Raw genomic sequence first — 24,957 nt, forward strand, 5'->3', positions numbered from 1 at the left:
CCGCAGCTGAACGATAAGTCAGGAACCGGTCGAATTCACAAATCAGGGCATCCTCATTCAGGCCTGACCTGGTCGTTCCCCCGGCGGTATGGGTGTGTGCGCGACGTTGCGCGGTACCTCGGCGTTCGTTCACGAGAATACTCCGGGAGCGCACGAGCTCGACGTCGGAGATCTCACACCGAGACGTACGTCCGATGAAAGACTACTGGCCGTAGCGATTTCTCGGCTACGGCCAGTGTGGTGGGCGAAGGGGGACTTGAACCCCCACGTCCCGAAGGACACTGGCACCTGAAGCCAGCGCGTCTGCCATTCCGCCACTCGCCCGAGCGACGGGACGAGATTAACACGACCCGTCACTCGGGCAGAAATCCATACCGTCGGTCCGGGTTTCCGGTCCCGAGGCGGGGCCGGGAACCGGTTCCGGGCGTATAGCATGGATCGGTAGTCGCACGACGGAAGGACACGCGAGGCCGCACGGCCTGCGCGGACGTCGGCGGCGTGGACGCCTCGGGGACGGTTCCAGCATCATGAGTCTCCGACGCACGGACGCAGTACCGATGTGAGACGCAGTACCGACGAAGACGGAGAAGGAGGGTGTCGTGGGAGTGGTTCAGCGATTCGAGAGAAAGCTGCAGAGTGCTGTCGGTGACGCCTTCGCTCGCGTCTTCGGTGGCGGTGTGGTGCCGCAGGAGGTCGAGGCGGCCCTCCAGCAGGAGGCCACCATGTCGGTCCGCACGCTGGACGGCGGACATCTGCTGGCACCCAACGCCTACGTCATCACCATCAGCCCGTCGGATCACGACAGGCTCGCGTCCGACCACGACCTCACCACTCGCGCCTTCTCACGCCATCTCCAGGACTTCATCACCGACCAGGGATGGCAGACGTACGGGCGCGTGGTGGTCCGCTTCGAACCGTCCACCACACTGCACACGGGACAGTTCCGCACGTCGGGAACAGTCGATCCCGACGCGTCACCCCAGCAGAGCGCTCCACCTCACCAGTCCACTGCACAAGACCGACCGTCGTCGACATCAGGAGCCGGCCCCATGACCCAGAACTCAGGGACTCAGAACCAGGGCGACGAGCCCGACCGCGACAACGATCGGCCCGCATCGGGCGTCGCCGCCCGTGCCCCTCGCAACGGCAGCGCGTACCCGTCCGAGGCGTACGACCCCGAGGCGTCGGGCCGCGTCGACCCGGCGGCGGAGAATCGGGTGCGCCCGCCCCGCGCGTACGGCGACTCCGAGCAGGACGCCCGCGGCTACGGCCGCCCGCCCGCCGGTCAGGAGCAGAGCGGATACGGACGCGCACCGTACGGACAGGGTCACGATCAGCAGGGCTACGGCCAGGCCGGGTACGACCAGCAGGGGTACGGCCAGGCCGGGTACGACCAGCAGGGTCACGAGCAGGGCGGCTACGACCAGGGTTACGGACGCCAGCCGCAGAACCGCGCCCCCTACGACTCGCGTGCCTACGGCCAGCAGCCTCCCGCTCAGCAGCCGTACGACCGCCAGGCCTACGGACAGCCGGCGGCGGATCCGCGCGGTCACGGCCGTCCTCAGTACGACCAGGGTGGACCCGATCCCCGCGCCTACGGCCAGCAGGGCTACGACCAGGGCGGGTACGACCAGCGCGGGTACGACCAGGGCGGCTATGACCAGCGCGGTTACGACCAGGGTGGTTACGACCAGCGCGGGTACGACCAGCGCGGGTACGACCAGGGCGGGCACGACCAGCGCGGCTACGACCAGGGCGGCTACGACCGATCGGGCTACGACCAGCACGGTCAGGACCAGCACGGTCAGGACCGTCAGCAGGCGTACGGCGACTACGACCAGCGCGGTTACGCCGACGGTGGCCAGGCCGCACAGCCGCGGGCGTACGGCGCTGCGGCGGCGTACGACCAGCCGGCCACACAGGGCTACCAGCAGGTCGCGGACGGGGACGACTACGACCGCCCGGCCGCGTCTCGCGGGCTCGCCGCCACCCTGCAGCTCGAGGACGGCAGCGGCCGTCACTACCAGCTGCGCGAGGGCGGCAACGTCGTCGGTCGCGGCCAGGAGGCCCAGTTCCGGCTCCCCGACACCGGCGTCTCGCGTCGGCACTTCGAGATCCGCTGGGACGGCCGGGTGGCCATGCTGTCCGACCTGGGTTCCACCAACGGCACGACCGTGAACGGTGCACCGGTCCAGGACTGGCAGCTGGCCGACGGCGACATCGTCCGCGCCGGACATTCGGAGATCCTCGTCCGCATCGTCTGACACGACCGGACCGGCGACGGGTGCGACGGCCGACACCGGCCGTCGGCGCCTGCCCTTATGATGCTCCGAGACGGGACGTCCCCGGGCGACCGAGAAAGCCGTGACCCGGCTTCTGGTGACACGAGGAGGTGACACGCTGTGCAGGGATTGATTCTGCAGCTCACTCGAGCTGGCTTCCTCCTGATCCTGTGGTTGTTCGTCTGGGCAGTGCTGCGCACCCTGCGGTCGGACATCTATGCGGCCTCCGGGCTGCGCGTGGCACCGCGCTCCCGCACGTCACCGGTGTCGCTGCAGGGCCGCAAGGCGAAGGTGGCCAAGCAGCTGGTGGTCACGCAGGGTTCGCTGGCCGGTACCCGCATCACGCTCGGGTCGCAGCCGGTCCTCATGGGTCGGGCGGACGACTCGACGTTGGTCCTCACCGACGACTACGCGTCCACGCGCCACGCACGGCTGTCTCCTCGCGGGGGTGACTGGTACGTCGAGGATCTCGGTTCGACCAACGGCACCTACCTCGACCGGGCCAAGGTCACGACGGCGGTGCGCGTCCCGCTGGGCACGCCCGTCCGCGTCGGCAAGACCGTGATCGAGCTGCGCCCGTGACACTGGTTCTCCGCTACGCCGCGCGCAGCGATCGCGGTCTCGTGCGATCCAACAACGAGGACTCGGTCTACGCCGGTGCGCGCCTGCTCGCTCTCGCCGACGGCATGGGAGGGCACGCCGCCGGTGAGGTCGCGTCCCAGCTCATGATCGCGGCGCTCGCCCACCTCGACGACGACGAGCCGGGAGACGATCTCCTGGGCAAGCTCGAACGGGCGACGCGCGAGGGCAACGCCACCATCGCCGAGCAGGTCGAGGAGGATCCCGAGCTCGACGGCATGGGCACGACCCTGACGGCGATCCTGTTCGGCGGCAGAAAGATCGGGCTCGTCCACATCGGCGACTCGCGTGCCTACCTGCTGCGCGACGACGAGCTGACGCAGATCACGCGAGACGACACGTTCGTCCAATCCCTGGTCGACGAGGGCCGGATCACGGCCGAGCAGGCGCACTCGCACCCGCAGCGGTCGCTCATCATGCGCGCGCTCACCGGTAACGAGATCGAGCCGACGCTCACGGTGCGGGAGGCCCGCGCCGGGGATCGGTATCTCCTGTGCTCGGACGGCCTGTCCGACGTCGTCAGCAGCGAGACCATCGCCGACACGCTCCGCGAGGGCGAGAACGACGAGTGCGCCGATCGGCTCATCGAGCTGGCGCTGCGCAGCGGTGGCCCCGACAACGTCACCGTCGTCGTCGCCGACGTCATCGATCTGGACTACGGCCAGTCGCACCCCATTCTCGCCGGAGCCGCGTCGATGTCCGACGAGGAGGACGCGCCGCCGCCGAACACGGCAGCCGGCCGCGCCGCCGCCATGCGGCCGCCCCGCACCACCCCGAAACGTGTCGTGGCACCGCCGCCCGTGCCGGAGAAGAAGTCGCACAAGCTCCGGTGGTCACTCGCCGGCCTCGGCGTGGTCGCCCTTCTCGTCGTCGGTCTCGTCGTGGGATGGCAACTGCTGCAACGTAACTACTACGTCGGAACCGACGACGGTCGCGTGGTCGTGATGCGCGGAGTCTCCGGTTCGGTGCTCGGCTTCTCGCTGCAGGAGGTCGATCTGGTCGGCTGCGTCCGCGACGGGGCCACGGCCACCGAGGACGCGACGGTCGAGCTGCGCGCTCCCGGCGATGCCGACTGCACGATCCTGGGTGTCGACGATCTCCAGCCCTCGGCACGCGAACAGGTGCGCTCGGGTCTGCCGTCGGGCACCCTCGACGACGCGCGCACCCAGGTGGCGCGACTCGCGTCCGGTGACCTGCTGCCCCCGTGCACGCCGCCGGCGAGCACCACCACCACGCCGAGCGCCACTCCCGAGGCCACGCCTGCTCCCACGGCCGCACCGCCCGCTCCGGACCCGGCGGTGCCCGTCGATCCGGCGGCTCCCGTGACCACCACGATCGAGCCCACCCCGGCACCGACGCCGACGCTGGTGGCGGGCCAGACCTGCAGGACGGGTTCGTGATGTCCGCTCCGAACCTGCCGACCCCGAACCGGCCCACCCCCAGCCAGTCGTCCGCCTCGTTCCCCAGCCCGCCCGGTGGGTTCGCCCCCGCCCCGCCGCAGTCGACGAGACGCGGTGTCGAGGCGGCACTGCTCGGCGCGGCCGCGGTCATCACCACGGTGTCGCTGGTGCTCGTCGAGGCGAGCCAGGAGCAGGCCATCACCTGGGACCTGGCGAAGTACGGCCTCGCCTACCTCGCGATGTTCGCGGTCGCCCACGCCGCGGTCCGTCGATTCGCCACCCACGCGGATCCGCTGCTGCTCCCGGTCGTCGCCATGCTGAACGGGCTCGGACTGGTGCTCATCCACCGGCTCGACCTCGCGGCCCAGCAGTCGGCGGTGTACCTCGGCATCGAAGAGCCGTCGGCCGACGCCACGCAGCAGGTGCTGTGGACGGCCCTGGGCATCGCCGGGTTCATCGCTGTCCTCGTCCTGGTCCGCGACTACCGCACCCTCGCGCGGTACGGCTACACCCTGGGCCTCGGCGGTCTGGTGTTCCTGGCCCTGCCGGCCGTCCTGCCCTCCTCGTTGTCCGAGGTCAACGGCTCGAAGATCTGGATCCGGTTGCCCGGCTTCAGCATCCAACCCGGTGAGTTCTCGAAGATCCTGCTGCTCATCTTCTTCGCCTCGGTGCTCGTGGCGAAGCGCGAGCTCTTCACCACCGCGGGCAAGCACGTGCTCGGCATGGACTTCCCGCGCGCCCGCGATCTCGGCCCCATCGTCGTCGCGTGGATCGTGTCCATCGGCGTCCTGGTGTTCGAGAAGGATCTCGGCACGTCGCTGCTGATCTACTGCACGGTCCTGGTGATGATCTACGTCGCCACCGAGCGCGTCGGCTGGATCGTCGTGGGTGTGGCGCTGCTCCTGCTCGGCTTCCTGCTCGCGTACCAGTTCTTCGGGCACGTGAAGATCCGCACCGACACGTGGCTGGATCCGTTCGCGGACTACAACGACACCGGCTATCAGATCTCGCAGTCGCTCTTCGGTCTGGCGACCGGCGGCATGGGCGGCACCGGGCTCGGCAGTGGCCGGCCGTCGCAGGTGCCGTTCGCGAGCACCGACTTCATCATCGCGACCATCGGCGAGGAGCTCGGCCTCATCGGCCTGGCCGCCGTGTTGATGCTCTATCTGGTCTTCGTGTTGCGTGGGCTGCGCACCGCCCTCGCGGTGCGCGACAGCTTCGGCAAGCTGCTCGCCGCCGGACTGTCCGTCACCATCGCGGTGCAGCTGTTCGTCGTCGTCGGCGGCGTCACCAAACTCATTCCGCTCACCGGTCTCACCACACCGTTCATGTCCTACGGAGGATCCTCGCTGCTCGCGAACTACGCTCTGGTCGCCCTGCTCATCAAGATCTCGGACGCTGCGCGGGCGCCCGTCGTGCCGCAGAGACGCGGACCGGCGGCTCCGATCGGTGACGCTCCCACCGAGGTGGTGAAGCGCCCGTGAACACACCTCTGCGCAGAGTCGCCATCGGCGTCATGGCGATGATCGTCGTCCTGCTCGCGAACGCGACGTACGTCCAGGTCATCAAGGCGGACGACCTCCGAACGGATCCGCGGAACTCGCGGGTGCTGCTCGACGAGTACGCACGCCAGCGTGGGCAGATCTCGAGCGGCGGCCAGGTGCTCGCGGCCTCCGTCGCGACGGACGATCGCTACAAGTACCTGCGGACGTACCCCGCCAACCCCGCGGCTCCGTCCAGCCCGGCCGCCAACGCACCGGTCACCGGCTTCTACTCGATGCTGTACTCGAGCACCGCTCTCGAACGGTCCGAGGACGCAGTGTTGAACGGCTCGGACAACCGACTGTTCGGCAAGCGGTTCTTCGACCTGCTCTCCGGTCGCGACCCCCGCGGCGGCAACGTCGTCACCACGATCGATCCGGTGATGCAGCAGGTCGCCTACGACCAGTTGACCTCGAAGGGCTACACCGGCTCCGTCGTGGCCATCGAGCCGTCCACCGGCAAGATCCTGACGATGGTGAGCACGCCGAGCTACGACCCCAACGAGCTCGCGACGCACGACGGCGAGACGTCGACGCAGGCGTGGGAGCGACTGAGCAGCGATCCGGGCGAGCCCCTGGTCAACCGCGCGGTCTCCCAGACATACCCGCCCGGTTCGACGTTCAAGGTGGTCGTCACCGCGGCCGCGCTGGCGGCCGGCTCCACCCCGGACACCCAGCTCACGGCGGCGCCGACCATCACGCTGCCCGACACGTCGACGACGCTCGAGAACTACAACGGCTCCACGTGCGGCGGCGGCGCCACCGCGTCGTTGCGCGAGGCGTTCGCGCGCTCGTGCAACACCGCCTTCGTGGAACTCGGTATCGACGCCGGCACCCAGAACGTCAAGGACGCCGCGTCCGCGTTCGGCATCGGCGAGGCGAACCAGGCCGTGCCGATCCCGGTCGCCGACAGCACCGTCGGGGAGATCCCGGACGACGCCGCCCTCGGTCAGAGCAGCATCGGCCAGCGCGACGTCGCACTGACACCGCTGCAGAACGCCGAGATCGCAGCCACCATCGCGAACGGTGGCGTGCGCATGGCGCCGCACATGGTGGCCCAGCTGCAGGGTCCGGATCTGTCGACCCTCGACACCACCGAGCCCACATCACTGGGCCAGTCGATCTCTCCCGAGGTCGCGTCCACGCTCACCGATCTGATGGTCGGCTCGGAGAACAACTCCGGCGGCGAGGGCAAGATCGCGGGGGTGCAGATCGCATCCAAGACCGGCACCGCCGAGCACGGCAGCGATCCGCGCAACACCCCTCCGCACGCCTGGTACATCGCGTTCGCGCCGGCACAGGACCCGAAGATCGCCATCGCGGTCATCGTCGAGAACGGTGGTGACCGCGCACTCGCCGCCACCGGTGGGTCCGTCGCGGCACCAGTGGCGAGAGCAGTGCTCGGCGCCGGATTGCAGGGGAGGTGAGCCCCGCATGAGTGGAGGCCTGGGTAACGGAGCAGTGGTCGCCGACCGCTATCGACTGCTCCGACTGATCGCGACCGGTGGAATGGGACAGGTCTGGGAAGCGACGGACAACCGGCTCGATCGCCGCGTCGCCGTCAAGATCCTCAAGCCGGAGTTCTCGGACGACCCCGAGTTCGTCGAACGGTTCCGTGTCGAGGCGCGCACGACCGCGCTGTTGAACCATCCCGGCATCGCCAACATCTACGACTACGGCGAGGTGCGGGACGCCAACGGGCAGTCGCTCGCGTATCTCGTCATGGAGCTCGTCATCGGCGAGCCCCTCAACACGGTGCTCACGCGCATGGGTCGGCTTCCGCTGGTCCACGCACTGGACATGCTCGAGCAGACCGGCCGCGCCCTGCAGGCCGCACACCGCGCAGGCATCGTGCACCGTGACGTGAAGCCGGGCAACATCATGATCACGCCCGACGGGACGGTGAAGATCACCGACTTCGGCATCGCGAAGGCCGTGGACGCCTCGCCCGTCACGCGCACCGGCATGGTCATGGGCACCGCGCAGTACATCGCCCCGGAACAGGCGCTGGGTCAGGACGCGACGTCCGCGTCCGACGTGTACTCGCTCGGCGTCGTGGGCTACGAGGCCATCAGCGGGACCCGTCCGTTCGTCGGCGACGGCGCGCTGACGGTCGCGATGAAGCACGTGCGGGACGCCGCGCCGCCGCTTCCCGGCGATCTGCCGCAGCCGGTGCGGGAACTCATCGAGATCACCATGACCAAGGACCCGGCCGCACGGTACGAGAACGGCGGGGAGTTCGCCGACGCGGTCGCTGCCGTGCGCGCCGGCCGGCGCCCGCCCGCCCCGGGCACGGCGTCCGGTACCGGTCGGAGCGCCCCGCCCGTCGGCGCCGTCGGTGGGCCGTCCAGCACCCGCATGATGACCACGTCCGCCACCGGCTACGCCGCCGCGGCAGCGGCCACACCACGATCACCGGAACCCGATCGTGACCGCGAATCGGGTATGACCCCCGGGCAGAAGGCCCTGGCCTGGGCTGCCGGTGGACTGCTCCTGCTCGCCGCCGTCGTCGCGTTCGGGCTCTTCGTCTTCACCGAGAGCAACGGTTCGACGCCCGTCGTCACCTCGACCACCACGGCGGCGACCACCACGGAGCCGACCACCACCACGACGCGGCCGACGACCACCACCACCGAGCCCACGACGACGACCACCACCACCACGACCACCACGACGACGACGGAACCGACGACGACCACCACCGAGCCCACGACCACCGAGCCGACGACCACCACCACGACCACGACCGACGGGGGACTGTTCACCATCCCCGGTCTCGGCGGCGGGAACGGCAACGGCAACGGGGACGGCAACCCCTTCAACTACGCACCGGGAGGATCGCGATGACCACACCGCGCAAGCTCTCGTCCCGGTACGACCTCGGGGAGATCCTCGGTTTCGGTGGCATGTCGGAGGTCCACCTCGCGAAGGACGGCCGTCTCGATCGCGACGTGGCCATCAAGGTGCTGCGTCAGGATCTGGCACGCGATCCCACGTTCTACCTGCGGTTCCGCCGCGAGGCGCAGAACGCTGCGGCACTGAACCATCCGGCGATCGTGGCGGTGTACGACACGGGTGAGGCGGAGACCGAGACGGGTCCGCTGCCCTACATCGTCATGGAGTACGTCGACGGCGACACGCTGCGCGACATCGTCCGCGCCGAGGGGCCGATGGCTCCCAAGCGTGCGATGGAGGTCATCGCCGACGTCTGCGCCGCCCTCGACTTCAGCCACCGCAACGGCATCGTGCACCGCGACGTCAAACCGGCCAACGTGATGATCAACCGCGCCGGTGCGGTCAAGGTCATGGACTTCGGCATCGCGCGGGCCATCGCCGACAGTTCGTCTCCGATGACGCAGACCGCTGCCGTCATCGGTACCGCCCAGTACCTGTCGCCCGAGCAGGCTCGCGGCGAACAGGTCGATGCGCGATCCGACGTCTACTCGCTGGGCTGCGTGCTGTTCGAGATCCTGACGGGCGAGCCGCCGTTCACGGGTGACTCTCCGGTCGCGGTCGCGTACCAGCACGTCCGGGAGGATCCGCGACTGCCGTCGTCGGTGAATCCGGACATCCCGCGGGAGCTGGACTCGATCATTCTCAAGGCGATGAGCAAGAATCCGGCCAATCGGTACCAGAGCGCCGCGGACATGCGCACCGATCTCATCCGCGTCCTCGGTGGCCAGCGACCCAGTGCGCCGATGGTCATGAACGACGAGGATCGCACCACCATCCTCGGCTCGATGGACGCGCCGCGGCCCGGCGCTCGGCCGGCGTCCGACAACTCCGGCGAGCCTCGCCGGATCGCCCGCCACGCGCATCCCGACGCGGACGACGACGGGGACCGACCGCGCCGCAAGGGCGTTCGCGTCGCCGTCATGGCGCTCGCCGCCCTCGTGGTCGTCGGCATCGTCGGCGTCTTCCTGTGGAATCTCGGCCCCGGTGCGGAGGCCCGTTCGGTGACCGTCCCGGACGTGTCCGCGCAGACCGCCGACGCCGCCCGCACCACCCTCGAGAACGCGGGCTTCCGCGTCGACGTCCAGCAACGCTCCGACGCGACGGTGCCCGAGGGGTCCGTCATCGGCACGCGACCCGTGTCCGGCACGACGGTCGACGAGAACAGCACCCTCGTTCTCGAGGTGTCCACCGGTCCGGAGCAGATCCAGGTCCCCCAGTTGGCAGGACTGACGCAGAGCGCTGCGGAACAGGCACTGGTGCAGGCCGGTCTCGCTCTCGACCCGTCGATCGGCCGGGCCGCGTCGTCTCGCGCGGACGTCGACAAGGTCATCGGTCAGGAGCCGGCTCGCGGATCGTCGATGGCTCAGGGCTCGTCGGTACGCATCACGCTCGGATCGGGACCGCGTCAGGTGCGGGTACCCGACGTGGTCGGTCAGAACATCGAGGTCGCTCAGCCCAACATCGCGGGTGCCGGTTTCCTCGTCGACCGCCAGAACGTCGACTCGACGCTCCCGGCCGGTCAGGTGGTCGCCACGACGCCCGCGGGCGGCAGCAACGCCACCGACGGCGACACCGTGGTGGTGCGGGTGTCCAACGGATCGCAGTTCGAGATCCCGGACCTGGCAGGCCAGACCCCGGTCCAGGCCGTCGACCTCCTCCGCGCCGCCGGCTGGGAGGGCACTATCGCCGAGATCGACCAGGTCGACGTCCAGACGTCGGACCTCACGCAGGTCAACCGCGTTCAGCAGCAGGCGGTCGCGCCGGGGACGGCCATCGCCAAGACGGCGCGCGTCAACGTGACCGTCGGCAAGTTCGGGCTCTGACCCGACGCGGCGCCGTGCTCAGACGCGGGCGGCGCTCTCGAGCTCGGCCACCAGGCCCGGTTCGGGAGCCTCGCCGCACACGGCGAGCCAGTTCGCCAGCATGCGGTGACCACCCTGCGTCATGACCGACTCGGGGTGGAACTGCACGCCGTGGATCGGCAGCTCCCGGTGGCGCATCGCCATGACGATGCCGCTCTCGGTGCGCGCGGTCACCTCGAGGTCGTCCGGGATCGTGTCCTCCCGCACCGTCAACGAGTGGTAGCGCGTCGCGGTGAACGGATCCGGCAACCCTGCCAGCACGCCGTCTCCGAAGTGGTGGACGACGCTGGTCTTGCCGTGCAGAAGTTCCGGCGCGCGTTCGACCACGCCGCCGAAGGAGGCACCGATGGCCTGGTGTCCGAGGCACACGCCCAGCAGGGGCGTTCCCGACGAGGCGCAGGCCTGCACCATGTCCATGGTGACGCCGGCACGCTGCGGCGTGCCGGGTCCGGGACTGAGCAGCACTCCGTCCACCTCCGCCACTGCGGCCTCGACATCGAGCACCCCGGGGTCGTCGTTCCGCAGCACTCGGGCCCGTGTCCCCAGCTGGCCGAGGTACTGGACCAGGTTGAACACGAAGCTGTCGTAGTTGTCGACGACGAGGATGCGCATGTCACAAGACTAATGCCGCACGGGTGGGAGCTCGGCTGCAGGTTATCGTGGACGTGAGCAGTGAGCGTCCCCACCGTGGCTCACACCCGCCCGCCTGCAGTCCGGTACGAGAGTTCGAGGTCATCCATGCCCAAGTCGAAGGTCCGCAAGAAGCCCGACTACACGATCGATCCGGCGTCGCGGACGCCCGTCAAGGTCAAGGCCGCGCCGTCGAGCACGCTGTATCTGTCGGTCATGTTCGGTTTCATGGTGCTCGGTCTGGTGTATCTCATCGTGTACTACCTCGCCCAGGACAGCATCGGCTGGATGTCGGATCTGGGGGCCTACAACCTGCTGATCGGCTTCGGTTTCTGGATTGTCGGTCTCGTCATGACGATGAAATGGCGCTGACCGGGGCTTCCTCCGCCATGCGCGCCGAAATTACACGCGTGTTGTTCATCCACACTGTGGATAACTTCTGTGGATAACTTGTCCACAGGTGGCCGCGAGGCACCGCAGTCCTGGTCCACACCCCTCGCCGCCGTGGCCGCGCTGGGGGTGGGAGCCGCTGCACTCGCCGCCGCTGCCGTCGCCACGACGGGTGATCCGGCCGGCCGCGCGCTCATCGGACTCGCCGCACTGGCAGCCCTGGCGCTGGCTGTGCTGGCCGCGGTCCAACGTCCGAAGTTGAGTGTCGACGGCGACGTCCTGCGCATCAGAACTCTGCGCGGAACCCGCGACTACGGGCGCGACGACGTGCTCTCACTGCGTCTGGTCCCGTACCCGCGGCTCGGTCGACGGGTTCCGATGCTGGAGATGGACGTGACCGACGGCGACGACGAGCGACTCGTCATCTTCGGTCGCTGGGACCTCGGGGCAGATCCGCGCGCCGTGTTCGACACCCTCGAGCTACACGGGTGGGTCGACGCGGGCTGGTCGCAGCGGGACTAGCCCGCCACGAGAGTCGGAGCGAGCGTCGCGGCACGCAGACCGATCAGCGCCAGTGCGAGCAGCCCGACGCCGGCGATGCCGAACCATCCCAGTCGGCGTGACCGACGAGCGTCCGAACCGGTGACGAACAGCACCGCGGCCGTGGCGGCGGCACCGGCGGCGAGCCCGCCGAGGTGTCCCCACAGGGAGATACCGGGGATCGCGATGCTCAGCACCACGTTGAGCCCGATCACGACGAGCACCGGGGTGGGGCTGCGGCGCAGCCGGACGAGGATCACGGCCTGTGCACCGAGGAGGCCGAACACGGCGCCGGATGCTCCGACCGTCGCCACCAGGGGGCTGGACAGCCACATCACCGCCGCGGCGCCGCCCAGCAGCGCGACGACGTACACGGCGAGGTATCGCGAGCGTCCGAGCACCAGTTCGCAATCGCGCCCGATGACGTACAGGGCGAACATGTTCACGGCGAGGTGCACGATGCCGGAGTGCAGGAAACCACTGCCCAGGATGCGGACGACATCGCCGTCGGCCACCAGGAGCGGGACGAGCTGCCAGCTGCGGAACAGCGAGCTCGACTGGTTCGCCAGGCCGCCGGACTGAGCGGCCGTGAGGGCGAACACGAGGATGTTCAGTGCCATCAGCGCGTAGGTGACGACGGGGGTGGAGACGGTCCTGCTGACACCGCCGGCCATCGTGCGGGCACGCGGGATCGACCCCGCAGCCTGTGCCACGCAGTCGACACAGTGCTGACCCACCGCGGCGGGCCGCAGGCATTCCGGGCAGGCCGGTCGGTCGCACCGGGTGCAGGACAGGCCGGTGGGCCGATCGGGGTGGCGCACGCAGGCAGGGAGGGGCGGCACCGGAGTGCCGCCCCATCCTGGTCCTGTCATGTCACACCGATCTCGCGACGGGGGACCGTGTCGGTCGAATCAGGCAATGGTGACGGATTCGATGACGACGTCGTTCACAGGGCGATCGCCGCGGCCGGTCGCGGTCGAGCCGATCTCGTCGACGACCTTCTGCGACGCGGGATCGATGACCTCGCCGAAGATGGTGTGGCGACGGTTGAGATGCGGCGTCGGGCCGACGGTGATGAAGAACTGCGAACCGTTGGTGCCGGGGCCCGCGTTCGCCATGGCGAGCAGGTACGGACGGTCGAACGACAGCTCGGGGTGGAACTCGTCACCGAACTTGTATCCGGGACCACCCGTGCCGGTGCCGGTGGGGTCACCACCCTGGAGCATGAAGCCCGCGATGACGCGGTGGAAGATCGCGCCGTCGTAGAAAGGTCCCTCGGAGGAGCCCGACGCGTTCTTCGTGCTGTAGTCCTTGGTGCCCTGCGCGAGACCGACGAAGTTCTCGACCGTCTTCGGCGCGTGGTTGCCGAAGAGGGCGATCACGATGTCGCCGTGATTCGTGTGCAGGGTCGCGGTCTGAGTCTGTAGAGGTGAGGTCACAACACCATCGTGCCACCCGGGGAATGTGCAAGGGTGAACGGATGACGTCAACACCCGACAGTGCCACCGCCAAGAAGGCGCTCGGCATCGCCCGTGACACCGCCCTCACGCTCGCGAAGGGCCCCGCAGCAACAGGTTTCGTCGTCACTCGCAAGGGGGTGTCGGTCCTCCGGTCACGACGCGCCCAGCAGCGTGCCGCTCGTCCCGCACCCGTGCGTGCGGCGGCGCCCGCTCGACGCGGTCGGTTCGTGCCCGGCCGCCGCGCCGGCGTGATCGGACTGCTCGTCCTCCTCGGCGCCGGCGCTGTCGCGTTCTCCCGCTCGCGCCGCACCGAGCTGCCCCCTCCCGCCGCCGAGCCGCCGAGCCTGGGCACGCCGACGACCAATGGTCACCAGGCGCCCTGACACTGCTCCGCCGGTCAGAGCATCCCGAGCACGAACCGCGCCACGTCGGCCAGGTCCATGGTTCGTGGGGCGGGTGGGCTCGGCACTCCGGCCACCACCTCGGCCACGGCCCGTGCCGACACGCTGCCCGGTTCCAGGTAGTCGGCATGGCCCACGGTGCCCGCCGTGTCCAGCGCCTCGGTCTCGGGTCGCTCGCTGGGATCGGGCCCGAACCGTCCCAGGTCGGCGACGGGGTCCCACGCCGCCTCGGCGACGTGCACCGGGCCCGGCGCGGCTGCGGCGGCGCGGTCGCTCCACCCGGGCGAGCCCATCACCACCACGGCGTCGACGGGGGCACCGGCCTCGATGGCCTGCGCCGCGACGACGGTGCCGTAGGAGTGCGCCACCAGCGTCACCTCCGGAGCGTCACCACCGTGTCGACGATCGCCGAGCGCCTCGAGAACGCCGACGAGTGCCGGCGCGCCGGCCGCGGCCGGTGCGGTCGAGGCGACGCTGCGCCCGGGCTCGATGAGCTCTGTGTTCCATTGCGGCGCCTCGTATCCGAGCCACGACACACCTGCGGTGACGGAGCTGGGTGACAGCGCACCCGCCTCGGTGACGAGTGCCGCCGTCTCGCCGTCGTGTCGCGCGATCGACCCCGCCACCGTGGTCCCGGCGCCCGGAACCACCACCGCCACCCGATCCGCACCGTCGAGGTCGCCGACGGACACCGCCGCCAGGGTGCGGCGCGCACCCGCCTCGTAGTGCACCAGACGGCGCTCGGGTCGCGCGAGCACCTCGATCAGCGCGTCGATGGCCGCCAGGCGCTGCCGCGTCTCGGCGAGTCCCGCGTCCACGTTCGAGAACGCGCCCCCGAACGCGGCGTCGTCGAGTCGCGCGGACAGGTCCCGTTCGGCGACGACGAGGCGCTCACGGTCCTCGGCCATCCGCGCCCGGTTGGCGGTGTCGAGCACCGCCGCGGCCCTCGTGGGCGCCGAGTCCGGCGGCGCGTCTCCGCCTGCCCTGGTCAGGTCCTCGGCGACCGTGCGATCCAGTTCGGCGAGGGCGCCCGTCCGATCCGCGGGATCCCATCGCGACAGGGCTGCACGGTCGTCACCCGCGCGGGCGAGGACGTCCGCGATCCGACCCAACACGTCCGCTCGCGTCGACAGCTCCGCCGCCGTACCCACGACGGCCGACCGAGCGGCGTCGGCCGCCGCTCCCTCCCACCCGGGCAGCCGCCCGATCGCGGTCGTGCGATCGACCAGCACGCGCAGGCGAGTCCCCGCGGACACCACCCTCGTGTGCATGTTCCACATGTCCGGTGCTGTCCAGACCACCGACTCGCTCACGCCGACCCCCGTCGTTCCCGGACGGCACGTGGAGGCCGCCTCGAGCGGACAGTGGACCAGATGGAGCCGGCGGGCCTGGCTGCGTCGTCCACAGCCCGGGGAACGAGCCGTCAGCGCCGCTCGGCAGGCACTCCGGTGTCCTCGATGACGGCCCTGGGCACCGGCGTGGACATCTGTTGGGCACCTCGGCTGCGCTTGGCCTTGTAGAGCTCGGCGTCGGCGGCCCGGTAGATCTCCGACCACTTGCGCACGGTGGGCATGCAGACCAGTCCGACGCTCCACTCGGCCGAGTGCGCTGCCCGCAGCCGCTCCAGAAGGGTCGCCGCCTCGCCCTCACCGGTTCCCGGCATGAACAGCACGAACTCGTCGCCGCCGAGACGGCCGAGGACGTCGCCCTTGCGCAGCTGACCGCGCCACGCTGCCGAGACCCGCTCGAGCAGTACGTCGCCGGCGATGTGCCCGTAGATGTCGTTCACGGTCTTGAAGTTGTCGAGATCGAGAACCGCCATGCTCACCGGCAGACCACGGGAGGCGAAGACCGGGAGCAGTTTCTCGACGCGGTCCTCGAGGCCCTGGCGGTTGAGGAGTCCGGTCAGGGCGTCCCGCGACGCCGAGTGCCGCATGCGCCGCGAGTGCGAGCCGAAGAACTCGGCGGCGGCCACGATGCCCAGCGCGGTGAGGACGTAACCCACCATCGGCATGGTCGACGGCGACAGCGCGGCCGCCACGACCGATCCCACCGTCAGCACGCTCACCCACACCCAGCCGCCGCGCTCACTCCAGTACCCCGCGAGCTGCATGCCCAGGAACATCGCCGCCTGACTCAGCAGCAGGTACGCCACCGGTCCGTCCGACGTGAGGAACATCGCGCACAGCGACGCGACGGCGCCGCCCGTCACGATGCCCAGCGTGCGAGGCGAGGTCGGACGCGGGCCGAAGTGCAGGACGGCCGCACCGAGAAGTTGGAGACCTGCAGCGAGGACCATGACCACGGTTCCGGTGGTCGTGCCCGAGAACGCGACGGCTCCGGCGATGAAGAGAACCGCGGTGGGACACAGATAGACCACCATCGCGGTGCTCGCTTCTGTTCCTCGTCCGGGGTTCACGCGTCAAGTATCGACGATGAGGCGCGCAGTGGTGGACGAAGCATCGCCGGTGGGCATGGTGACATGTCCAGAGACGAGAACACCCTGCTCCGACATGCGGAACAGGGTGTGGTCGTGACTGTGGAGCCTAGGAGATTCGAACTCCTGACATCTGCCTTGCAAAGGCAGCGCTCTACCAACTGAGCTAAGGCCCCGGATCGACATCCGGCAGACGATGCCACCGCGTACTTTCCACGCGGATCGCGCGAACAGTGACGGCAACGACGACCGACGTCACGAGGGCGGGGAGAAGAATCCTCACGGACATCCTTTCTCGCTCTCGTTCGTGGGCCTAGGAGGACTTGAACCTCCGACCTCTTCCTTATCAGGGAAGCGCTCTAACCGCCTGAGCTATAGGCCCGCACTCGGCTCGCAGAGCACGGTGGAACGTGCTGTGCTGACCGAGGAACGAGATTACCGCACACACGGCGCGAGACCAAAACGCCGGTGTGCGGTGGGTCAGTCCCGGTCCGCCAGCGTCACTTCCAGGCCGCCGACGAGGTCGGAGCACAGGTTGTAGATGAACGTGCCGATGGTCGTCAGTGCTGTGAACAGCACCACGTTGATGAGACCGATGACGGCGGCGTAGCCGAAGATTTGGCCGGCCGACACCAACCCGGACTCGCCGGACGTGGCGACGATGTCGGAGAACGCATTGTTCAGTCGATCCCACACGCCCATGCCGTCGAGCACCATGTACAGCAGCCCGACGGCCACCATCCAGACGAAGAACAGCGACACGGAGATCACGAGCGACAGCTTCAACATCGACCACGGATCGATCTTGCGCACCTGGACGGTCGCGCGCAGCGGCTCACCGGACTCCGACGGTCGCGCCGTCATCATCGGGGTGGCGCGCTCGGTGCGCTGCTCCTCCTGCTGCGGGTGACGGACCGTCGAGAGGTCCGGCATGTCGGTGGGCAGGTCGTTCCGCGCGATGTTGCGCGTCGGCCCGTCGATCACCGCAGCTTTGGCCGTCGCCTCGGCGGGACGCCCCTGGCGGGGACGGTCCTGACCGTCCGTCGGACGTGCAGCGGGCTGCACGGTCGTCCGGGCCTGACCCTGGTCCGGACGAGCCTGCTCGGGAGCGCGGCCCGTCGGAGAGGGACGGCTCTGCAGGTTCGTCTGCGGCTGCCGCTGAGGTGGCTGCTGCTCCCGCACGGGAGCCTGCTGGGAGTCCGGTGTCCGAGCCGGACGGGGACCCTGATGGCCGGGGTCCTGCCGAGCAGGGTCCTGTCGAGCGGAGTCCTGCTGCACCCCGTCCTGGCGTGCGCCGTCCTGCTGGGCAGGCGGCCACGCCGCGGGCGGGCGAGGTGCCGGGGGTCCGCCGGCAGGCCGTGGGGCCTGACGGTCGGACGTGGTGCTCGGCGCGGGGCGTCCGTTTCCGGTGGACCCGGGCTGTTCGGGAGTACTCACTGCGCTCATGACTCCTTGGATCCGTCGGCCTCGGCGATCGCGAGGTCCTCCGGCTCGTCCGCGTTGCGTGCGATGGCCAGCAGGTTGTCGCCGTCGCCGAGGTTCATCAGCCGAACGCCCTTGGTCTGGCGTCCTGCCTTGCGAACCTGACGAGCCGCGGTGCGGATGACACCGCCGCTCGAGGTGATGGCGTAGAGCTCGTCGTCGTCCTCGACGATGAGCGCTCCCACCAGGGTGCCACGACGCGGGTCGTACTGAATGGTCAGCACGCCCTTGCCACCGCGGCCCTGCGGGGGGTAGTCCTCCATCGCGGTGCGCTTCGCGTAGCCACCGGACGTGGCGACCAGCAGGTACGTGCCGTCCTTCACCACGTTCAGGGAGAGCAGTGCGTCCTCGCCGTTGAAGCGCATTCCCTGGACACCCGAAGTGGCGCGGCCCATCGGGCGCAGCACCTCGTCGGTGGCCGAGAAGCGGATCGACTGGCCCTGAGCGGACACGAGCAGCAGGTCGTCCGAATTGGTGCACAGCACGGCTCCGACCAACTCGTCGTCGCCACGCAGGTTGACGGCCACGATGCCACCGGAACGGTTGGAGTCGAAGTCGGCCAACTTGGACTTCTTCACCAGACCGGCCTTCGTCGCGAGCACCAGGTACGGCGCGTCGTCGTAGGTCTTGATCTGAATGATCTGCGCGATGCGCTCGTCCGGCTGGAACGCCAACAGGTTGGCGACGTGCTGTCCGCGGGCCGTGCGGTTGGCCTCGGGGAGCTCGTACGCCTTGGCCCGGTAGACCCGGCCCTTCGTGGTGAAGAACAGGATCCAGTCGTGCGTCGAGCAGACGAAGAACTTGCTGACGATGTCGTCCTGCTTGAGCCCCGCGCCCTGCACACCCTTGCCGCCGCGCTTCTGCGATCGGTAGAGGTCGGTCCGCGTGCGCTTGGCATACCCCGTCTCCGTGATGGTGACCACGACGTTTTCACGCGCGATCAGGTCCTCGTCGCTGACGTCGCCGTCGGCCGCGATGATCCGGGTACGACGATCGTCGCCGAACTTGTCGACGATCTCCTTCAGCTCCGAGCGCACGATCTCCCGCTGACGCTCCGGACGATCCAGGATGTCCTGCAGGTCTGCGATCTCGATCTCGATCGCGGCGAGCTCGTCGACGATGCGCTGCCGTTCGAGGGCGGCGAGGCGACGCAGTTGCATCGCGAGGATGGCGTCCGCCTGGATCTGATCGACGTCGAGCAGGTCCATCAGGCCCTGGCGTGCGACATCGGCGTCGGCGGACCGGCGGATCAACGCGATGACCTCGTCGAGGGCGTCGAGCGCCTTCACCAGTCCGCGCAGGATGTGGGCCCGCTCCTCGGCCTTCCGCAACCGGTACCGCGTACGACGGACGATCACGTCGAGCTGGTGGGTCACGTACAGCTTGATCATCTGGTCGATCCGCAGGGTGCGCGGAACGCCGTCGACGATCGAGAGCATGTTGGCGCCGAAGCTCGTCTGCAACTGGCTGTGCTTGTAGAGGTTGTTCAGCACCACCTTCGCGACCGCGTCGCGACGTAGCTTGATGACGATGCGCATACCGACACGGTCGGACGACTGGTCCTCGATGTCGGAGATGCCGGCGATGCGGCCGTCCTTGAGCTGCTCGGCGATCGAGGCGATCATGTTGTCCGGGTTCACCTGGAACGGCAGCTCGGTGACGACGATCTGCGTGCCGCCGCGCTCCCCCTCCTCGATGTCGACCACGCCGCGCATGCGGATCGATCCGCGACCGGTGCGGTACGCGTCCTCGATGCCCTGCGATCCGACGATGAGACCGTGAGTGGGGAAGTCCGGTCCCTTGATCCGCTCGATCATCGCCTCGAGAGCGACCTCTTCACTGGCCTCGTAGTTGTCCAACATCCAGTACACACCCTCGGCGAGTTCCCGAAGGTTGTGCGGCGGAACGTTGGTCGCCATGCCGACCGCGATGCCGCCACTGCCGTTGGCGAGCAGGTTGGGGAACCGGGCGGGCAGCACGGTCGGCTCGAGGGTGCGGCCGTCGTAGTTCGCGATGAAGTCGACGGTCTCCTCCTCGATGTCCGCGAGCATCTGCATCGCGAGAGGAGTGAGCCGACACTCGGTGTACCGCATGGCCGCCGGGCCGTCGTTGCCGCGGGAACCGAAGTTGCCCTGACCGTCGACGAGCGGGTACCGCATGGACCACGGCTGCGCCATGCGCACGAGGGTGTCGTAGATCGAGCTGTCGCCGTGGGGGTGGTAGTTGCCCATGGTCTCGGCCACCGGTCGAGCCGACTTCACGTATCCGCGATCGGGTCGATATCCGTTGTCGAACATGGCGTACAGCACGCGGCGGTGCACGGGCTTGAGACCGTCGCGCACCTCCGGGAGTGCTCGACCGACGATGACGCTCATCGCGTAGTCGATGTAGCTGTTCTGCATCTCCTGCTGGATGTCGACCAGCTCGATGCGGTCGGACGTGGGTCCGTCGCCGCCGGTGGGGGGCAGGGTGGTGTCTGTCATTGCATTCTCCTAGCGCGGCGCTCGGGGCGCGGAGCGCCTATACGTCGAGGAAACGAACGTCCTTGGCATTACGGGTGATGAAGCTGCGGCGGGCCTCGACGTCCTCACCCATGAGGATGGAGAAGAGTTCGTCGGCGGCGGCAGCGTCGTCCAGAGTCACCTGACGCAGCACGCGCACGCTCGGATCCATCGTGGTCTCCCACAGTTCCTTCGCGTTCATCTCGCCCAGGCCTTTGTAGCGCTGGATGCCGTCGTCCTTGTTGATCTTCTTGCCCGACGCCAGGCCGGCCTCGATCAGTCCGTCGCGCTCCCGATCGGAGTAGGCGAACTCGGGATCCGCACCTCGCTGCCACTTGAGCTTGTACAGCGGCGGCATGGCCAGGTAGACGTAGCCGTGCTCCACGAGAGGCCGCATGAAGCGGAACAGCAAGGTGAGCAACAGAGTCGAGATGTGCTGGCCGTCGACGTCGGCGTCGGCCATCAGCACGATCTTGTGATAGCGCAGCTTCGCGATGTCGAACTCGTCGTGGATGCCGGTGCCGAACGCCGTGATGATCGACTGGACCTCGGTGTTCTTGAGGACACGGTCGATGCGGGCCTTCTCGACGTTGATGATCTTGCCGCGCAACGGAAGAATGGCCTGATACATCGAGTCGCGACCGGACTTGGCGGAGCCGCCGGCCGAGTCGCCCTCCACGATGTAGATCTCGCACTTCGACGGATCGTTGGAACGGCAGTCCGCGAGCTTGCCCGGCAGTCCACCGATGTCGGTGGCGCTCTTGCGCCGCACCAGATCTCGCGCACGACGAGCAGCCGTGCGCGCCTGCATCGAGGCGACGGCCTTGGAGATGATGAGCTTGGCCTCGGCGGGATTCGCCTCGAACCAGTGCGTGAGGTGTTCGCCGGCGGCCTTCTGCACGAAGGACTTCACCTCGGTGTTGCCGAGCTTGGTCTTCGTCTGGCCCTCGAACTGCGGCTCACCGACCTTGACGGAGATGATGGCGGCGAGACCCTCGCGGATGTCGTCTCCGGTGAGGATGCCGTCCTTCTCCTTGACGAGCTTCTTCTCGTTGGCGTACTTCTTCACGACGTTGGTCAGCGCGGAGCGGAACCCCTCTTCGTGCGTACCGCCCTCGTGCGTGTTGATCGTGTTGGCGAACGTGTGCACGGACTCCGCGTACGTCGAGTTCCACTGCATCGCGATCTCGAGTTCGTGGCCCGGGCCCTTGGCCGAGAAACCGATGACCGACGGATGCTGCGGCGTCTTCGCACGGTTGATGTAGCGGACGTAGTCCTCGAGACCACCGGGGTAGTGGTAGGTCCGGGTCTTGATCTTGGCCGGTGCTCCCGACGGCTCCTCGGCGTCCGCCTTGGGCGTCTCCGCCAGCTCGCTCTCGGAGGCCTCGTCGGCGATGCGCTCGATGTCCGAGGCGCGCTCGTCGGTGAGGACGATGGTGAGTCCCTTGTTCAGGAACGCCATCTCCTGCAGGCGACGCGCGACCGTGTCGAACTTGAAGACGGTCTCCTCGAAGATGTCCGCGTCCGGCCAGAACGAGATCGCCGTACCCGTGCGCTTCGTCGGCTCGCCCTTGATCAGCTCGCCGGGGACGGATCGCGTGTAGGTCTGCTCCCAGTGGAAGCCGTCGTTGTCGACCTGCGCGAGCAGGGTCGTCGACAGAGCGTTGACCACGGAGATACCCACGCCGTGCAGGCCGCCGGACACCGCGTAGGAGTCGGAGTCGAACTTGCCGCCGGCGTGCAGCTGAGTCATGACGACCTCGATGGTCGGGATGCCCGAGGAGTGCATGCCGACGGGGATACCGCGACCGTCGTCGACGACCCGCACGCCGCCGTCGGCGAGAAGGGTGACCTCCACCGTGGTGGCATGACCTGCCATCGCCTCGTCGACGGAGTTGTCGACGACCTCCCAGATCAGGTGGTGCAGGCCGCGCTCTCCGGTGGAACCGATGTACATACCGGGTCGCTTGCGTACCGCCTCGAGTCCTTCGAGGACGGTGATCGACGACGCGTCGTATTCCTTCGGCTTGTCGCTCTTGCCTGCCTTGGGGTCAGCCACGGTCAGCTGTTCTCCTTCTCGACTACGCTCCCCCGACACTCACCTCGCTCGGTGAGGACGGCAGAGGACCTCGACCCGAAAAAATGCGCTCGGGGACGCATGCCCCTCGCGCTCGGTGGTCTTTACCGGTCCATCGTACCGGTAAAGCGTGGGTCGCGGCTCACGTCGACACCCGAAACGGCCCCTCATTGCGTCGGAGACGGACTTTTCTCGTGTTCCGGGGCTCATTTCGTGGGTACGAGGGCTCCGCGCGTCAGAGATCGAGCGTCAGCCGCTCGCCCGCGGAGCGCGACACACAGATCAGCATGTGATCCTCGCGCTCGTCGTCGGCGAGGCGTCGGTCCCGGTGCTCGGGAGCGCCGGCCAGAACCTTCACCTTGCACGTTCCGCAGAAGCCCTGGCGGCACGAGTACGGCACACCCGGGACGACCTCGCGGATCACGTCGAGTGCCGTCCGGTCCGCCGCGACGTCGAGCACCGTCCCGGACGACGCGAGTTCGACACTGAACGGGGATCCGGCGACGACGGGCGGCGGCGAGAACCGCTCGTAGTGCAGACGCGTCGCCCCCGTCGCCGGGACACCCTCGCGCACCAGAGCCAGCATCGGCGGCGGACCGCAGCAGTAGACGGATCCGCCGTCCGGCGCGTGGCGGAGAAGATCCGCTGCGGTGGGCAACCCGTCGACGTCGTCTGTCCGGACGGTCACACGCTCCTGGTCCCACGTCGACACCTCGTCGAGGAACGGCATCGACTGCCGTGAGCGTCCGCTGTAGACCAGATGCCAGTCCATGCCGAGGGCACGGGCCCGCCGCACCATCGGGATGATCGCGGTGATGCCGATACCACCGGCCACGAACAACGCGGATCCGGACGCGTAGAACGGAAAAGCGTTGCGCGGACCGGTGACCGAGAGTCTGTCTCCCACCTCGAGGGTGTGCATCTCGGCCGAACCGCCGCCGCCGTCCGGTACCAGTCGCACCGCGATCGAGTACGCGTCCTTCTCGAGCGGGTCACCGCACAGCGAGTACTGCCGGCGACGCCCCGAGGGGAGCACGAGGTCGAGGTGGCTGCCCGGATGCCACGGCGGGACGTCGCCGCCGTCGACTCGACGAAGCGTCAGCCCGACCACGTTCTCGTCCCGGCACAGCGTGAAACGCTCGGAGACCGCCATCGTGTGCGTCCGCGTCTGGACCGGCGCCGCACGCGCCTTGTACTTCGAGTGATCCAGGATGGCGAACAGCTTGTCCAGCCCGTCCGTGATCTGCGCCAGCGACTCGTCCATGCCGCCCTTGCCGAGCAGATCCTCGGGAATCGTCCGGGACGCGCGGTACTCGCGCACGGCCGCCATGGCTCGTGCGAACGTGCGATCGCCCATCAGACCGTGGCGGCCCTCGCCGCCGGGGAGGTGGCGAGGTACGCGACTGCCAACGAGGTGGATCCCTCCTTGGACGGGTGGTAGTCCTTCCGCAGGTACCGCACGGACGCCTTGCCGACGGCCTTGGCGGTGGGGAACAACCCGCGCTGCGTGACGGCCCTGATCTGCTTCAGCGTGTAGCTGCGCTGATCGTCCGTCAGCGTCGGATCGTTCTTCATGAGGAAGCGGAGACCGCGGCCCCACATGACCACGACGGTCGGTGCGACGAGAAGGTAGGTACGCGTGCGGCGGAACCGACGCGTGTCGAAGTACTGCAACACGTCGTAGGCCACGGCGCGGTGCTCCACCTCCTCGGCCCCGTGCCAGCGCACGAGGTCCAACATGCGGGGATCCACGTCCGCCTCGTCCAGGCCCTTCTCCGTCAGCACCCACATGCCGAGGAACGACGTGAGGTGCTCGATGGCGGCGATGAGAGCCAGGCGCTCGACGAGGCTGTTCTTGGTGTTCGTCGACCTCTTGTCGAGAGCGACCCGGAAGACGTACTCCATCTGCTTCACGTACGGCGCCGGGTCCAGGCCCTGGTCGGCCAGGAACGTGTGTATGCCGGAGTGCGCCTGCGCGTGCATGGCCTCCTGGCCGATGAAGCCGATCACGTCGGCGCGCAGCTTCTCGTCGTGGATCAACGGCAGCGCCTCCTTGAACACGCGCACGAACCACTCCTCGCCCTCGGGGAGGAACAGGTGCATCACGTTCATGAGGTGCGTGGCCAGGGGGTCACCGTCCATGTAGTGCATGCGCATGGACTCCCAGTCGAACGAGACGTTGCGCGCCTGCAGGACGACGGGTCCTGGATCGTCGTTCATCATCGGGTCCTTTCGTGGCTGATCATTCGATCATTCGCCGCAGAGCGCGAGTTCGGATCGGATCCACCGTGACGCTGTCCCCGATCACCACGTCCGGTCGTTTCCCCGTGAAACGCTACGCACCCTCGTGACATCGATCA

The 24,957-nt window shown here is 68.6% G+C and carries 20 protein-coding genes and 3 tRNA genes; 10 read left to right on the forward strand and 13 right to left on the reverse strand.

Annotation, left to right across the window (positions count from 1 at the left end; translation table 11 throughout):
• Positions 1–238: 238 nt before the first annotated feature.
• Positions 239–324, reverse strand: a tRNA-Leu gene (locus tag J4E04_RS00335).
• A 275-nt stretch (positions 325–599) separates the two neighbouring features.
• Here J4E04_RS00335 and J4E04_RS00340 point away from each other — a divergent pair.
• The 7 genes from J4E04_RS00340 to pknB all read left to right on the forward strand — a co-directional run bounded on the left by J4E04_RS00340 (position 600) and on the right by pknB (position 10,640).
• A complete protein-coding gene (locus J4E04_RS00340) occupies positions 600–2,264 on the forward strand; it encodes an FHA domain-containing protein (RefSeq protein ID WP_490149668.1) in 1,665 nt (554 codons plus the stop codon).
• Positions 2,265–2,402: 138 nt separating this feature from the next.
• Positions 2,403–2,864 (forward strand): FHA domain-containing protein FhaB/FipA, encoded by a 462-nt coding sequence (locus J4E04_RS00345; RefSeq protein ID WP_027505924.1) that lies wholly within the window; start codon positions 2,403–2,405, stop codon positions 2,862–2,864.
• The gene (locus tag J4E04_RS00350) at positions 2,861–4,321 is read left to right on the forward strand and encodes a PP2C family protein-serine/threonine phosphatase (protein WP_328810968.1); all 1,461 of its coding nucleotides are present in this window, start codon (positions 2,861–2,863) and stop codon (positions 4,319–4,321) included. The genes J4E04_RS00345 and J4E04_RS00350 overlap by 4 nt, the downstream gene beginning before the upstream one ends.
• Positions 4,321–5,805 (forward strand): FtsW/RodA/SpoVE family cell cycle protein, encoded by a 1,485-nt coding sequence (locus J4E04_RS00355; protein ID WP_222650098.1) that lies wholly within the window; start codon positions 4,321–4,323, stop codon positions 5,803–5,805. The genes J4E04_RS00350 and J4E04_RS00355 overlap by 1 nt, the downstream gene beginning before the upstream one ends.
• On the forward strand, positions 5,802–7,289 hold the full coding sequence (locus tag J4E04_RS00360) for a penicillin-binding transpeptidase domain-containing protein (protein ID WP_027505927.1): 1,488 nt from the start codon (positions 5,802–5,804) through the stop codon (positions 7,287–7,289). The genes J4E04_RS00355 and J4E04_RS00360 overlap by 4 nt, the downstream gene beginning before the upstream one ends.
• A 7-nt stretch (positions 7,290–7,296) precedes the next feature.
• On the forward strand, positions 7,297–8,709 hold the full coding sequence (locus J4E04_RS00365; protein WP_490149669.1) for a serine/threonine-protein kinase: 1,413 nt from the start codon (positions 7,297–7,299) through the stop codon (positions 8,707–8,709).
• Complete coding sequence (pknB, locus tag J4E04_RS00370; RefSeq protein ID WP_222632481.1) at positions 8,706–10,640, forward strand: Stk1 family PASTA domain-containing Ser/Thr kinase; 1,935 nt, start codon at positions 8,706–8,708, stop codon at positions 10,638–10,640. Before J4E04_RS00365 ends, pknB begins: the two co-directional genes overlap by 4 nt.
• A gap of 18 nt (positions 10,641–10,658) precedes the next feature.
• Here pknB and J4E04_RS00375 read toward each other — a convergent pair whose 3' ends face one another.
• Entirely contained in the window at positions 10,659–11,291 is a 633-nt protein-coding gene (locus J4E04_RS00375; protein WP_490149670.1) for an aminodeoxychorismate/anthranilate synthase component II, read from the reverse strand.
• Positions 11,292–11,417: 126 nt separating this feature from the next.
• Here J4E04_RS00375 and crgA point away from each other — a divergent pair, with 126 nt between their 5' ends.
• Positions 11,418–11,681 (forward strand): cell division protein CrgA, encoded by a 264-nt coding sequence (gene crgA / locus J4E04_RS00380; RefSeq protein WP_027505930.1) that lies wholly within the window; start codon positions 11,418–11,420, stop codon positions 11,679–11,681.
• Positions 11,682–11,759: 78 nt separating this feature from the next.
• Positions 11,760–12,221: a PH domain-containing protein gene (locus tag J4E04_RS00385; RefSeq protein WP_027505931.1), complete on the forward strand. Its 462-nt coding sequence runs from the start codon at positions 11,760–11,762 to the stop codon at positions 12,219–12,221.
• On the opposite strand, the gene J4E04_RS00390 is transcribed toward J4E04_RS00385, so the two are convergent.
• Together J4E04_RS00390 and J4E04_RS00395 are read right to left on the reverse strand one after the other, a co-directional pair.
• On the reverse strand, positions 12,218–13,111 hold the full coding sequence (locus J4E04_RS00390) for a rhomboid family intramembrane serine protease (protein WP_490149671.1): 894 nt from the start codon (positions 13,109–13,111) through the stop codon (positions 12,218–12,220). The two genes, J4E04_RS00385 and J4E04_RS00390, sit on opposite strands and share 4 nt — an antisense overlap.
• Positions 13,112–13,150: 39 nt before the next feature.
• Positions 13,151–13,678, reverse strand: coding sequence for a peptidylprolyl isomerase (locus tag J4E04_RS00395; RefSeq protein WP_027505933.1), 528 nt, complete (start codon positions 13,676–13,678; stop codon positions 13,151–13,153).
• A 41-nt stretch (positions 13,679–13,719) separates the two neighbouring features.
• On the opposite strand from J4E04_RS00395, the gene J4E04_RS00400 reads away from it, so the two are divergent.
• Positions 13,720–14,082: a hypothetical protein gene (locus tag J4E04_RS00400; RefSeq protein WP_490149672.1), complete on the forward strand. Its 363-nt coding sequence runs from the start codon at positions 13,720–13,722 to the stop codon at positions 14,080–14,082.
• 14 nt (positions 14,083–14,096) lie between these two features.
• Here the strand turns inward: J4E04_RS00400 and J4E04_RS00405 are convergent, their stop codons facing one another.
• The 9 genes from J4E04_RS00405 to J4E04_RS00445 form a co-directional block, all read right to left on the reverse strand.
• Positions 14,097–15,413: an alpha/beta hydrolase gene (locus J4E04_RS00405; RefSeq protein ID WP_490149673.1), complete on the reverse strand. Its 1,317-nt coding sequence runs from the start codon at positions 15,411–15,413 to the stop codon at positions 14,097–14,099.
• Between the two features lie 110 nt (positions 15,414–15,523).
• A complete protein-coding gene (locus tag J4E04_RS00410) occupies positions 15,524–16,519 on the reverse strand; it encodes a GGDEF domain-containing protein (RefSeq protein ID WP_231476347.1) in 996 nt (331 codons plus the stop codon).
• Between the two features lie 121 nt (positions 16,520–16,640).
• Positions 16,641–16,713, reverse strand: a tRNA-Ala gene (locus tag J4E04_RS00415).
• A gap of 132 nt (positions 16,714–16,845) precedes the next feature.
• Positions 16,846–16,919: transfer RNA gene (locus tag J4E04_RS00420), tRNA-Ile, on the reverse strand.
• 98 nt (positions 16,920–17,017) lie between these two features.
• The gene (locus J4E04_RS00425; RefSeq protein ID WP_222632471.1) at positions 17,018–17,983 is read right to left on the reverse strand and encodes a DUF3566 domain-containing protein; all 966 of its coding nucleotides are present in this window, start codon (positions 17,981–17,983) and stop codon (positions 17,018–17,020) included.
• The gene (gene gyrA / locus J4E04_RS00430) at positions 17,980–20,502 is read right to left on the reverse strand and encodes a DNA gyrase subunit A (RefSeq protein ID WP_027505935.1); all 2,523 of its coding nucleotides are present in this window, start codon (positions 20,500–20,502) and stop codon (positions 17,980–17,982) included. The genes J4E04_RS00425 and gyrA overlap by 4 nt, the downstream gene beginning before the upstream one ends.
• A 37-nt stretch (positions 20,503–20,539) precedes the next feature.
• Positions 20,540–22,579, reverse strand: a complete 2,040-nt coding sequence (gene gyrB / locus J4E04_RS00435) for a DNA topoisomerase (ATP-hydrolyzing) subunit B (RefSeq protein ID WP_027505936.1) — start codon at positions 22,577–22,579, stop codon at positions 20,540–20,542.
• A gap of 253 nt (positions 22,580–22,832) precedes the next feature.
• Positions 22,833–23,927, reverse strand: a complete 1,095-nt coding sequence (locus J4E04_RS00440) for a PDR/VanB family oxidoreductase (RefSeq protein ID WP_222632697.1) — start codon at positions 23,925–23,927, stop codon at positions 22,833–22,835.
• 26 nt (positions 23,928–23,953) lie between these two features.
• Entirely contained in the window at positions 23,954–24,820 is an 867-nt protein-coding gene (locus J4E04_RS00445; RefSeq protein WP_027505938.1) for a metal-dependent hydrolase, read from the reverse strand.
• Positions 24,821–24,957 lie beyond the last annotated feature (137 nt).

It is taken from the genome of Rhodococcus sp. NFXS4, assembly GCF_058139645.1.

Excerpts from the sequence above, each read along its gene's own strand:
- J4E04_RS00355 (WP_222650098.1), top strand. The coding sequence starts at position 4,321 with ATGTCCGCTCCGAACCTGCCGACCCCGAACCGGCCCACCCCCAGCCAG.
- J4E04_RS00445 (WP_027505938.1), bottom strand. The coding sequence starts at position 24,820 with ATGATGAACGACGATCCAGGACCCGTCGTCCTGCAGGCGCGCAACGTC.
- J4E04_RS00390 (WP_490149671.1), bottom strand. The coding sequence starts at position 13,111 with ATGACAGGACCAGGATGGGGCGGCACTCCGGTGCCGCCCCTCCCTGCC.
- crgA (WP_027505930.1), top strand. The coding sequence starts at position 11,418 with ATGCCCAAGTCGAAGGTCCGCAAGAAGCCCGACTACACGATCGATCCG.
- J4E04_RS00365 (WP_490149669.1), top strand. The coding sequence starts at position 7,297 with ATGAGTGGAGGCCTGGGTAACGGAGCAGTGGTCGCCGACCGCTATCGA.
- J4E04_RS00440 (WP_222632697.1), bottom strand. The coding sequence starts at position 23,927 with ATGGCGGCCGTGCGCGAGTACCGCGCGTCCCGGACGATTCCCGAGGAT.
- J4E04_RS00425 (WP_222632471.1), bottom strand. The coding sequence starts at position 17,983 with ATGAGCGCAGTGAGTACTCCCGAACAGCCCGGGTCCACCGGAAACGGA.
- J4E04_RS00375 (WP_490149670.1), bottom strand. The coding sequence starts at position 11,291 with ATGCGCATCCTCGTCGTCGACAACTACGACAGCTTCGTGTTCAACCTG.
- pknB (WP_222632481.1), top strand. The coding sequence starts at position 8,706 with ATGACCACACCGCGCAAGCTCTCGTCCCGGTACGACCTCGGGGAGATC.
- J4E04_RS00400 (WP_490149672.1), top strand. The coding sequence starts at position 13,720 with ATGACGTCAACACCCGACAGTGCCACCGCCAAGAAGGCGCTCGGCATC.
- gyrA (WP_027505935.1), bottom strand. The coding sequence starts at position 20,502 with ATGACAGACACCACCCTGCCCCCCACCGGCGGCGACGGACCCACGTCC.